General features: G+C 34.4%; 7 protein-coding genes. 4 read left to right on the forward strand and 3 right to left on the reverse strand.

Annotation, left to right across the window (positions count from 1 at the left end):
- Positions 1 to 38: 38 nt before the first annotated feature.
- Complete coding sequence (locus E1J38_RS01360) at positions 39 to 902, forward strand: hypothetical protein (RefSeq protein ID WP_133354640.1); 864 nt, start codon at positions 39 to 41, stop codon at positions 900 to 902.
- 74 nt (positions 903 to 976) lie between these two features.
- On the opposite strand, the gene E1J38_RS01365 is transcribed toward E1J38_RS01360, so the two are convergent.
- The 3 genes from E1J38_RS01365 to E1J38_RS01375 form a co-directional block, all read right to left on the reverse strand.
- Positions 977 to 3,952 (reverse strand): glycoside hydrolase family 2 protein, encoded by a 2,976-nt coding sequence (locus E1J38_RS01365; RefSeq protein ID WP_133354638.1) that lies wholly within the window; start codon positions 3,950 to 3,952, stop codon positions 977 to 979.
- A 6-nt stretch (positions 3,953 to 3,958) separates the two neighbouring features.
- Positions 3,959 to 5,638, reverse strand: a complete 1,680-nt coding sequence (locus tag E1J38_RS01370; protein ID WP_133354636.1) for a GH39 family glycosyl hydrolase — start codon at positions 5,636 to 5,638, stop codon at positions 3,959 to 3,961.
- Between the two features lie 135 nt (positions 5,639 to 5,773).
- A complete protein-coding gene (locus tag E1J38_RS01375; protein ID WP_133354634.1) occupies positions 5,774 to 6,547 on the reverse strand; it encodes a 3-keto-disaccharide hydrolase in 774 nt (257 codons plus the stop codon).
- Positions 6,548 to 6,907: 360 nt separating this feature from the next.
- Between E1J38_RS01375 and E1J38_RS01380 the strand changes: the two genes are divergently transcribed.
- From E1J38_RS01380 to E1J38_RS01390, 3 genes are all read left to right on the forward strand, one after another.
- Positions 6,908 to 7,477, forward strand: coding sequence for an RNA polymerase sigma factor (locus E1J38_RS01380; protein WP_133354632.1), 570 nt, complete (start codon positions 6,908 to 6,910; stop codon positions 7,475 to 7,477).
- Positions 7,478 to 8,026: 549 nt separating this feature from the next.
- Positions 8,027 to 9,163, forward strand: coding sequence for a FecR family protein (locus tag E1J38_RS01385; protein ID WP_133354630.1), 1,137 nt, complete (start codon positions 8,027 to 8,029; stop codon positions 9,161 to 9,163).
- A 98-nt stretch (positions 9,164 to 9,261) separates the two neighbouring features.
- Entirely contained in the window at positions 9,262 to 12,696 is a 3,435-nt protein-coding gene (locus E1J38_RS01390) for a SusC/RagA family TonB-linked outer membrane protein (protein WP_133354628.1), read from the forward strand.
- Positions 12,697 to 12,705: the final 9 nt, after the last annotated feature.

Here is a 12,705-nt window from a genome sequence, read left to right on the forward strand (position 1 = left end):
CACACTTTAATTATATTAACTTTTCTAAACTTATAAAAATGAATAAAACATCCTTAATACTAATCATTCTTTTAATACTTAACCAAACTATTTCTGCACAGCAAATAGCCCCACCTTCTGGTCGCATTGCTGTTGTTGCTGATGGTAATTCGCCCGACCCTGATGACTTAGGCGGAACTGCAATAACCTTGGCGCTATTGCGTGCTGCAGGATTGGAAGATAGATTGGTTCACTATTCCCATAGCTGTGATTTAATAAGAGATGATAGAATATCTGTTGGTGCCGAAAAGGAACGCCATCATTTAATGCAAATAGCCTGCGATATAACTGCAAGACGCTGGGGCGGGTTTGAACTTTTAACCTTTTACGATGCCATGTGGCAAAGAGAAGCCACCATAAACGATTTATGTTGGGCTATTAACGCCTCAACGGAAGACGATCCGCTGTGGATTATCGAGGCAGGAGAACCAGACATTATTGGTATGGCTTTAAAAAAGACACCCAAAGAAAAGCACAGGTATGTAAAAGTAGTAACGCACCATCCTGCTAACGATAATGCTGGTGATTTTTACTCTTGGCAACAGATTTTGGATTTTGGTATTGAGGAAGTACGCATCCCAGACCAGAACATTAATTTAAAATTGGACCACAAAAAATGGGACTGGGCAAAAAATCATTCAGACCCACGTATTAGACTCATCTGGACCATTGGAAATATAGCAGAGATAGATAATATAGTAAACTTTCAAAAAGGCAAATGGGACTGCTCTGACGCTGGTATGGTATTATATTGGATTACTGGTGCTAACGTTAATGATGGTTTAGAAGCTGGAGGTATGGAAGTAGTAAAAAGCTTTTTAGAAAATTATGTTAGCAACAATCCTGAACAAAAGAAAAAATAAATATAATAAAAACAAAAAAGAGCTTGGATATTTTATCCAAGCTCTTTTTTGTTTTTATTAATCTTAATTTGCTGTTAGAATTTTTTTCCTATTACCGTGTACATTTTAGCATCTTCTGGAACTTCACCATCAGAGTTTCCTGCCATAATAATACTTTCACCTGCTTCTGCCAACCTGTGAAATACAGACATAACAGCGTCATCTAATTTTACATTGTCACCGGTATCTTTATAATCCTCTAAAAGAAATTCTGGTCTTGGAACCCGGTCATCATGAAGTACATAGATATGCATTTTTACACCAGCAATAAACTGTAACTGATCTCTTGCCCAATAATTTTTATCAGAATTTGGTGTTCTTATATATTCGGCTTTGTTAAGATATCTTGGTATCACTGTATAATTATGTTCTAAATCGGTATGTGATTTTTTACCCCAGTGCATATTAGTACGCAACATAGCTTTACCATCACCTGTGTAACTAAACTTGGTAAACAACTTACTTTTATTGGTCTTACCAGGAATATACTCTGGAATTTCAGGAGTATATATAGGCATTGGTTCCTCTGCTAGCACATCTTGGTATACCTGAGGAAGTTCTATTGTTAAGCCATTAACCACTTTTATTGGTTTAGATGTTATGCTAATATTGGCCAAAGGGAGACCTTCATAAGACGCTGTAATAGACACATTACCAGCCTCTAAAAGTGAACGTACCGACACTCGGTTTATACCTGCCTCTATGTCTAAATACAGATTATTAATAGAGTTTGGTTTACCACTGTTGTAACCACCTCTCCAAACACCTGCTCCTTCAAAAGTAAAATCTACACGCCCTTTCGCTAAAGGACATCGATTACCATTTGCATCAACGACCTCTACATCAACTAAAGCAATATCAGAACCATCAGCCAACCAACCCTGAGGGCCAGTAATTGAACTCAGCTTTAAAGCTACTGGTTTTCTAGCCGTTTGCTTAATTTGAGAGGTTTGTAATTCACTATTAATATATGCCTCTGCTTTGATACTACCAGTTTTCCAACTAACCTTATCAAATTTAAAAATATAACCATTTTCTGGGCTGCTATTGGTACCCACTAATTCATCATTAACATAAAGCTTTACTTCTTGGCAATTTGACACAACGAATATATCTTTGATAGTATTTTCATCGTAATTCCAGTGCCCAACAATATGCACTTGTGGTTCTGGACGCCACATGGCTTTTGTGGCAAAAAATGCTTCTTTAGGCAAGCGAACGGCATCTACCTCTCCACTAGCCCTTGTTACTTCTGTTGGGCAACGGCCACCATGAGGCCCATCAGTAAATACCCAATTGGCACCACCCACATGGTAAGTTTTCTTTCCCATTTTTTCCCACCAGTGATCTACTTGGTTTACTGCAAACTCTTCAGAATTTAATTTATAGGTATTCTTTTTGATATTCTGGTGACTGTAAAAATTATCGTCGGGAGAATATTTGTCCCAAATACGTCTTGGGGCTTCCTCACGGTTATACTCACTTTCAACAATTGGCAAATCTGGATATTCTCTTTCCCAACCTTCGGTTCCTATTTCAATAGACACATAACCCTCGGAATCATTTTTAACATCAGCCCTTCTGTTTCCCATAAGGCGTTTTCCATTGGGATCGAATGTATTAATGACATCTAATATTTCTTGATAATGTGCTTCGGTTTCAGCCCAATTACCCCCCTCCCAAATAAAAATTGATGGGTGGTTGCGGTAATACACAATCATATCTTTAAAGGCTTTAATACGGATATTCCAAGTTTCGCCATCGTCTTGAGATTCTCCACTAACACCTGGCATAAGAGTTACAAAACCATATTTGTCTCCCATGGCAATTTCTGCTGGTGATCCAGCACAGTGCCCCCAACGTATAAAATTACCACCAGCTTCGTCCATTAACTGATAGGTATAGTCGCGTAACCAATCTGGCAATGCAGCGCCTAATCCTGCCCAAGAATTGGTTGGTTTTTGACCCCAACCATGTAATTTTGCATATTCGCCATTATTAAAAAAGCCTTTATCTTTATCAAAATTGAAGCTTCGTATTCCTAAAGGTGTATTATAAGAATCTATGGCTTTTCCATCAACCTTTAAAATAGTTTCAACGTTGTACATATAAGGATGGCGAGTGTACCAACGTTTTGGATTTGACACACTTGTTGTTACTGAAAACATATATTTGTCGCCCGCTTCAATGCTTTTTTCTGATGATGCTGTTGCCACCACTTTACCGTCGTTATCAATAATTTTAGCTTCATAAACCACTTTTTTAGCATCAGGGTATTCGTTTTGAACTTCGGCGTTTATAGTAACATCGGCATTTTCTGCAGTAATGTTTTCAGAATATACGTACGTTCCTAATGTTTCTAAATTATCATAAAGGGGTAATGTGATATGGAGTGGATCTGTAACATGTAGAAATACGTTTCTGTAAATCCCGCCATGATTAGGATGCCAATGCTCATGATGCCATACTAAAGGAAAATTGTCTCTAAAATGATCACCACGGTCGTTATTCACTTTTACAGCCAATACATTGTTTTCTCCAAATTTTAGATACGGTGTTAAATCAAACCCAAATGGAATGAAACCTGTCTGGTTTTGCCCCAAAAATTTCCCGTTAATGTAAACATCTGCTATTTGACGCACACCTTCAAACTCTATAAAAACTTTCTTATTAGCATCTTCAGCAGGTAGCATAAAGTGTTTACGATACCATACTGTACCTCTCCAATGATTACCTTCTCCATCATGATGACCATGACTTAAATCGTCAAAAGTATCTATATCGTTAAAGGTATGCGGACAACTTACAGTGCTCCAAACTACATCATCAAAACCTAGTTCTTGAGCATTTTCTGGATTTTCCTTTATGAATTTCCATTCCAGATTGAAGTTATACTTTGTTCTTGTTTCCTGTGACACATAATCTTTATTTTCTTGCACATTATCACATGAAAAAGAACCAAACCCTAAAACAACTAGGGTTGCAATTTTTATTAATTGACTTCTTAACATATTTATTTATTCTGGTATTAACTCAATAAGTTTTACACTATGAGGCTCTAAATCTACTTGAAGTATTAGGCTTCCGTCTCGCTTTACAACAACAGAATCTGTTACCGTTTGTTGCAGTTTGGCTAAATTTTCATATTTCGATAAATTAGCACTAAGTACGTCTTTCCAACCATCTCCAAAGCGGTCTGAAGGTCTGTTACCATAAATACGGCCGTTTGATTTTTCGGTTACACCCGCATTTCTCAAGTCCTTATAAAGTTCATGCATCATGACACTATGGTCTTTATCAACGGTCCATTCGTTCATTTTCCATGTATTACTAGAGGGAATTATTCCACCAGTAAGCTTGGGATAAATAGTTTGTTTGTTTGAACTGGTTCTAGATGGATTGTGATTGTAAACCAGCACATACATAACATCGCCTTTCATGACAGGTATTACACCTGCATGTCCACTAAAATTATCAATAGCTTCTACCCTGTTACCATTCTCCATCATTTGAAACATACGCATTACATTTTTTCTTCCTTGAGGTAAATCGCTCGCTTCTATTTCTTGTCCCCAGTCATAAATTTCTGAAATCTTATAATCAAAGACCATATCAGCCACCGTTGCGTACCAACTAGCTCCTAACTCGGTAGCATCTGTTAGACTAACACCTCTTACACCATTTTCATCTCTCAACATTCCAAACTCTTGAATGTCTAAAGGGATATCTCGAAATTGCGAATAGCTATTCAATTTGTTTCTGTAAGGCTCAATTTTCCCGGGTAATGCTACAGTGTTCTGATCTATTTTTTCGTAATAGGAAATACTAAAAAAATCCATTTTAGTACCAGTAGCTCCTGTGGCATAATTGGTTCCTGTAGCACAATGGTCTATAAGCTGGGTGGTATAAGTGGCTACTCCTTCGGTTAACATATTACCGGGTCCAATAATAGCATCTGGAATGACTTTTAAAACCTCATCAACCGTAATATCATAGTGCTTAAAGTAATCTTCCATGGTACCATTCCAGTGGTTAGGTGTATAATTAGGCTCTGTACTTACTCTAAACCGCCATGTTTTTACTTCGTTCATACCAAACTCATTTACCAACGTAGTTAAAAAAGCATTCACGTATTGTCTCCAATGATCATAATTATCAGGAGGACTGGTATTTCCGTAGGTATTAACCACTTTATTGGCAACCATTTCCCAAGGTACTTTACTTAAAACAATTCTTGGCTTAAAACCAGTATTCATAAAATCACGCATATTGGTAAGCAAGTCGCTAAAATCTGTAATTATATTACCCGAAGCATCGACGCCCTGATAAAACATGTTAAGATTATCGGTTCTACCGCCCATTATTCTTACCAGATTATAGCTTTTCACATAATCTTTTATGGGGTTTAGTGAATTTCTAAAACCAGAAGCACTAAATCTTGTTTGATTTATCATAGGGCGGGTAGACCAAAAATTATAAAACTGCCCAACAACGGCACCTGTATTTACTGTTATAATTTTATTTGGATCTAAAGTGCTTTCATCAATACCTTCTGGTTCTTCAGGATTGGGATCTGGATCTGGAGTCACTATAACCTCTTCTTCTACTGGATTGGATTTAGAACAGGTATAGAAGTTTGAAACTAATGTAAAAATTAAAATAACTCCGAAAACTTTTTTACAATCATTTAATAGCATAGCAACTCAGTTAAAAAATAATTCTTTAAAAGTAAAATTTAATAACTTTACATCTATCCTGTTATGTGCTGAAAACTCTATTACTTACTGAAGGCTCAAACTAAAGAATAAGCTTGATACTCGATTAATTAAAACTTAGTTACTTAAAGATTTTAGCTGTATATTTTGGTATTCAACTTTCATTGGAGGGCCAACATGAACTTGAACGCCTATATAGCCTTTTAAAGTTCTATTTACAGTATCCAAATCTGTCACTTCACTCATTAAAACGCCATTTATATAATGTTGTAATTTATTCCCATTTACCTTGATATAAACTTTATTCCAATCATTTGATTTAATGTTCGATTTTAATTGTGACTTTGTTCCAAGAGTATCCAAAACCACTCTTATTTGCCAACAATTTTTTAAAACATTCTTACGAATATTAGTTATCGGAATACTATCAGGCATTAAAGGTATGTTTACTTTTTCACCCATATAAGCTAATGTGGTACGCTTTCTTTCTTCGTAATTCTGACCCGTATATCTATTTCTACCATCTATATCACACTGGTAACCTTTTAAAGCAAAAGGCATTTCGTCAATAATCTCACTTCTGTAATTAACTCCGCTATTTCCTAATTCACTAATGCGATACTCAAGTTTTAATTCAAAGTTTTCTGGCTGTTCCTTTTTATAAATAATGAAGGAATTTCGCTTTAAAAGTGTCTCAGGTGTAACCTCACCAACTAAAAGGCCATTCTCCACGCGCCAATACGTGGAATCACCTTCCCAACCTTCGAGATTTTTTCCATTGAAAATTGAATGGTACGCATTCTCATTTTTATTGTTATTTTCATTTCTACATGAAAATATATTCAAAACGGATAAAACCATTAAAGCAAAACACATATGTATATTTTTCATTGTATATTTTAGATTTAGACTTTTGGCAATTTAAATTATGAATGGTAGATATTTATCCTGCACAGTACTGATTGAAAATTTCACCCTCTAATCTTTTTATTCTTTTGTATTGACAGGCGAAATTTCATAGCATTTTTTTATACTCTTTACAAACAACGTAATTAAAGCAGTATTGTACAGGATAGTGATCTTCTTTTTTGATTCTATATTGAGTCACGTAACTAACGTTTAATTTTTTTAAAACCAAAATAGAACTAACTAAATCAAAACACCTTTTTAATTAAGCAAAACCACATATCTTTAAATATACACTCTATATTATTAATAGAGTTTACTTCTGATTTAGGTTAATTAACAATAATGGATTCAATAGAAATTCTTTTTGAAATACGAGATAAGAATCATTTAGCTTTTAAAAAGCTTTTTCAAAAGCATTATTTCGAATTAGTTGTTTACGCAAACCAATATTTGTTTGACAAAGGCTTAAGTGAAGATGTCGTTCAAGATGTATACGTTTGTCTTTGGGAAAAAGCTGAAACTATTGAAATAAAAACAAGTTTAAAAGCATATTTATATGCCATGGTAAGGAACCACTGTTTAAATAAATTAAAAAACCTTAAAATATCTTACACTGATGATATGTTCATTTTAGACTATGCTAATAAAAATGTTCAAACACCCTATACCTTAGAAGATAACAACAAACATATTCTTTATCAGAGAGTTTTGGAATCAATAGAAAGTTTACCCAACAAAATGAAACTGATTGTAAAGTTGCGGTTTGTAAACAACTATCAATATAAAGAAATAGCAAACGAACTCAACATATCTGTAAACACAGTTAAAACTCAATTAAAACGCGCCAAGGTAAAATTAGCCCAGTTTGTCCTATTTACTTTCACCTTCATTTTAACAATAACACAACTCTAGACATTTATTCTATTCAATAAAGCACTTTTTAAATTAGTTTTGTCACCTCACTTATTTTATTAGTAATGTTGTCTTACCCTCATATGTACATCAGTTTAAATATTGATTATTGTATTTAGAATTATTCTAACACAAGCTAGCTAAATTAACTAAAACTTATTGCTAAAAACAGGTTTTATCTATAGGATTCGAAAATTTAAGATTGTACTAAACTCAAGCGTATTGTTGATGAAAACTTTAAGCATAGAGATTATTATTTAAAAAAGTGACATCTTAAGATAAGACAAAAAAACCATGCAATTGATTATTTTGGTTTTTATAATGAAGGAGACATTATACAAACCCCGAAATTAAAAAAGAATTAAAAAGCTTTAACGCTACAGCTTTTAACTTTTAATGTAAAAAAACCACAATAAAATTTTAATGCAAGCCGCTTTATTTTGAGAAACACTTTACTTTTTTGGTGCAGAATTAAATTTTTAATAAGTTTTTGTCACCCTTTTTATACATTCTTTTGTCTATCAATAAATCATTATTGATTTTAACACTATGGATTTTAAACTAATCATAAAAAAAATAAAACAAACGCTTTCAAAAGAAGATGAGAAAATTTTTAAGACTTGGTACAATGAATCACAGAGACATCGTGATTATTTTAAAAAAGTCCAACGAAATTACAATAGGGGTATTGATACAGTCAATTTAGAAAAGGGATGGTATAAAATTTCAAAAAGAACTGATACTCAAAAAAGTGTTTTAAACCTTAAATATGCTGCAGCTGTAGCCATGTTTATTTCTTTTGGAAGTTTGTGGTATTTCAATTCCTTTAAGGATAAATCCAAAATTCATCAGGAGTATGAGGTAGCCAAAGACAACACAATAAAAATAGGGACTGATAAAGCAACCTTAACACTAGATGACGGATCAAAAATAGCTTTGGAAAAGGGTATGGTTTATAATAATAACGAAGCCTCCAGTAATGGAGAACAACTTGTATATAAATCGGCAAAATCTATATCTAGTAATCTTGTCAGACAAAATACACTAACCATTCCAAGAGGAGGGCAATTCTATTTAGTACTTGCAGATGGCACTAAAGTTTGGATGAATTCTGAAACAAAGCTTAAATATCCAATAGACTTCACACCTAACAAGACCAGAGAAGTTGAACTAGTTTATGGTGAAGCTTATTTTGAGGTGTCTCCAAGTACAAAACATAATGGTTCAGGTTTTATTGTGCATTCTGAAGGTCAAGATGTACAAGTACTAGGTACTCAGTTTAACATTAAAGCCTATAAAGATGAAAACACAATCTTTACTACCTTAGTTGAAGGAAAAGTACTAGTTGAGAATCTCGATAATCAATATCAAAAGTTGATACCAGGTGAGCAATCAAGTTTAAGCCTTGATTCTAAAAGTTTAAATGTTACTCAGGTAGACGTTTACAATCAAATATCATGGAAAGATGGCTTATTTAGTTTTAAAAACACCTCATTAAAAGAGATTACTAAAGTATTATCCAGATGGTACGATGTCTCAATAGTTTTTGAAGATCAAACAAAAGAAACTATAGAGTTTAATGGTGTTTTCAGGAAAAACTCAAACCTAAAACAAATCTTAGATATTATTCAAAATACCAATGAAGTAAAATACCGTATAACCAATAAAACTATAACTATGATATAATAACAAAAAATGGGTGGTGTCTAGACCTGGAAAATTTAAACAACCACCCGAGATTCATTAAAAATCAATTAACTAATTATTAACGAATATTCAAATTTATGAAAACCAAGCTAAACTGGTGCTATTTTTCACATCTAAAAGCGCCTCTACTTTTTACCATGAAAGTTCTTATCTTTTTCTTTTCATTCTTAACTTTTGCCTTAAGCACTGAAAATGGATTTTCTCAAGATGAAAAAATCACCTTTCCTGAAAACACTACAATGTCCATTGAGGAGGTTCTTGATGTTGTAAAAAAACAAACAGAATACAATTTTATTTATCGCTCAGGAAGTTTTGATAAAACTCCAAAAATTAAAGTTAAAAAAGGGGAAATCAAAATAGTTGACCTGTTCAAAGAAATATCAAAACTAAGCAACTATAATTTTAAACTCACAAAAGAAGGCGCTATTTATGTTGAAGAGCCTGTTAAAGAATTAAGTACTAAAAAAGATATTCAAAAAACCGTAACGGGTACTGTAGTAGATAGCAATAACACTCCTTTACCAGGAGCAAACATTATTGAAAAAGGAACTAGTAATGGCGTTACATCAGATTTTGATGGAAATTTTTCACTCAATGTATCATCAGATAGAGCGATACTTGTTATCTCTTACATTGGCTTTACTACCAAAGAAGTTACCGCCAATACCTCTACTCCAATTACTATTAAACTTACAGAAAATGCCGCAGGTTTAGATGAAATTGTAGTTGTTGGATATGGTTCTAAAAGTAGAAAGAAAATCACGTCGGCCATTTCTGAAGTAGATTTGAAGGGAGCTCAAGATATGCCAAATACTACAGCAGGTCAAGCCATGCAAGGTAGAGTCTCGGGTGTTATCATTAATGATAATTCAGGAACACCCGGTGAAGCGCCTTCAATACGCGTTAGAGGTATTAGCTCTATTAATGCTGGAACCCAGCCATTAGTTGTTATTGATGGTTTCCCTATAGGGAACGGTATTCCTCAAAGTTTAAACCCAAGAGATATAGAATCAATCACAGTTCTAAAAGATGCAGCCTCAACATCCATTTATGGTGCCAGAGGTTCCAATGGTGTAATTTTAATTCAAACTATAAAAGCAAAAGAAGCTGAAACTCAATTTACCTATTCAGGTTCTACAGGTATTCAAAGTGTTCCAAATGGCTGGAGACCTAAAGTATTAAATGCTCGTCAATATGCTCAGTATAATGCAGAAAGGGTTGCAGAGCTTAATGATCGTAATGGCACAAACAACGCAGTTCCTCAAATTTACCTTGATGCTTTAAATGACCCTAATCTTAAAACTGTTGATTGGCAGGATTTCATTTTTAGAGATGCCCTATTCCAAGACCATAACGTCACTTTTAGAGGTGGCAACAGTAAATTTAAAGGAGCTGTGTCAGGAGGTTACCTAAGTCAAGAAGGCGTGCTTATTAACAGTGATTTTAAAAGATACTCCTTACGAACAAATTTAGACGCCAATGTAAAAGATTGGTTAAAAGTTGGTTCCAACGTAGCCGTAGCATTTTCTGAGAATAACTTATTACCAGAAGATGGCTCTAGAGGTATTATAATGAAAGCAATAACTTCCAGTCCTCTAAAATCTCCTTACGATGAAAATGGAGACATTATCCCTTTTATAGCAGCAGATTCCCCGGGGTATTTTGCACGGGCTAATCCTGTTTTTGAGGCTTTAGAGCGTAAAAACAATACTATCCAAAGAGATATAAACGCAAGTATTAACCTCGACATTACAATATTACCTGGACTACATTATAAACCACAATTATACGGTCGTGTATTAACCACAGAACAAAATACCCTCACACCAACTACAATAGGGCAGTTTAGAATTGGTAACGCCTCCAACTTATCACCAGGAGCCCCTCCATTTGTAAATACCGCTACGAATTCAAAAAGAGACATAACAAACTGGGGGATTGATAACCTCCTAAGTTATGACAACAAGTTTGGAGACCACTCCGTTAGCACATTATTAGGGTATACCGCACAAAAACAATCTGGTGAAAACACCAATGTTACAGGGAGAGGTTTTCCAAGTGATGATGTTTTAAATTATCTTGAAGCTGCCGAAGTTACCGCTGCGGTGACCGATGGCAGCAATTGGTCTTTAGCTGCGTTTTTTGCGCGTGTGGGATATGACTACAAATCTAAATACCTTTTGGAATTAAACTTTAGAAGAGAGGGATCCTCCAGATTTGGAGCTAATAACAAATACGGAAATTTCCCATCGGCTTCTGTTGGTTGGCGTGTCTCTGAAGAAGACTTCTTTCCTAAAGATGGTTTTATAAACGAACTAAAGTTTAGAGGAAGTTATGGTATTACAGGTAACTCCGCTATCGGTGATTTTGATCGTTTTGGAAACGTAATTTCTATTCCTAATGCAAATGATTTAAGTAATAATTTTAATTATGTTCTTAATGATAATATTGCTCTAGGGAAATCTTTAACATCTTTACCGTCAAGCACATTACAATGGGAAACAAGTACTCAACTTGATATTGGAATGGAAATGGCATTATTTGATAGCGCGGTAAGCTTAAATGTGAGCTATTTCAAGAAAACCACAGAAGATATGCTTTTTAATTTATCTATTCCAGCGGTTTCTGGCTTTGGCACTGTTAGAACCAATGTTGGTGAAATGGAAAACACAGGTTTAGATATAGAACTAGGAGCAAATCTATACAGTGGTGATGGTAATTTTTCATGGAATGGTAATTTAAATTTATCATTCCTAAAAAATGAGGTTACAGCATTGCCTGATGAAATTTCTGAAATCAACTCAAGGTTTAATGTTACCAGAGTAGGATTACCAGTTGGTTCGCTTAGAGGCTGGACCGTTGATGGCATATTTACCACGCAAGCACAGTTAGATGATCCTAATTTAGGAGCTGCACCTGGCTCAAGAGACTTCGGAGCCTATATTTTTAGAGACATAAATGAGGATGGTACAATAGATGGTTTAGATCAGACAGATATAGGAAATCCACATCCTAAGGTCATACTTGGGTTTAATAATGTATTTAACTATAAGAATTTTTCATTATCAGTTTTAGCAACAGGCATGTTTGGGTATGATATTTTACCACAAGCAAATGAAGTTTTATACAATGCAAAAGGTCGTTGGAACGTGAGTTCAAAGTTCTTGAACAGATTCATTTCACCAAGTGAACCCGGAGATGGTTTAATCCCTGGAATTCATTTTCGAAACACACATCAAGCGGGTACGCACTGGTTAGAAAAAGGTGATCACTTATGGATAAGAAATATCACCTTTGGTTATAAACTACCACAATCACTTATAGATAAAGTTAAATTTTTATCTGAAATGAGATTATTCCTCAGTGTACAAAATGCTGCTAAATTTACCAACTATAGTGGTTGGAATCCTCAAGTAAGTCGTTTTGGAAATAATGTACAACAGCTAGGTATTGATGAATTTGGATACCCTACCAACAGAACATTTACGTTTGGTGCAAACATTAAATTTTAAAAAGAAGAT

It is taken from the genome of Seonamhaeicola sediminis, from assembly GCF_004358095.2.
Lineage (GTDB): Bacteria > Bacteroidota > Bacteroidia > Flavobacteriales > Flavobacteriaceae > Seonamhaeicola > Seonamhaeicola sediminis.

Bases quoted from the DNA above. Each gene is read 5' to 3' on its own strand.
- E1J38_RS01360 (WP_133354640.1), top strand. From the start codon at position 39: ATGAATAAAACATCCTTAATACTAATCATTCTTTTAATACTTAACCAA.
- E1J38_RS01365 (WP_133354638.1), bottom strand. From the start codon at position 3,952: ATGTTAAGAAGTCAATTAATAAAAATTGCAACCCTAGTTGTTTTAGGG.
- E1J38_RS01370 (WP_133354636.1), bottom strand. From the start codon at position 5,638: ATGCTATTAAATGATTGTAAAAAAGTTTTCGGAGTTATTTTAATTTTT.
- E1J38_RS01375 (WP_133354634.1), bottom strand. From the start codon at position 6,547: ATGAAAAATATACATATGTGTTTTGCTTTAATGGTTTTATCCGTTTTG.
- E1J38_RS01380 (WP_133354632.1), top strand. From the start codon at position 6,908: ATGGATTCAATAGAAATTCTTTTTGAAATACGAGATAAGAATCATTTA.
- E1J38_RS01385 (WP_133354630.1), top strand. From the start codon at position 8,027: ATGGATTTTAAACTAATCATAAAAAAAATAAAACAAACGCTTTCAAAA.
- E1J38_RS01390 (WP_133354628.1), top strand. From the start codon at position 9,262: ATGAAAACCAAGCTAAACTGGTGCTATTTTTCACATCTAAAAGCGCCT.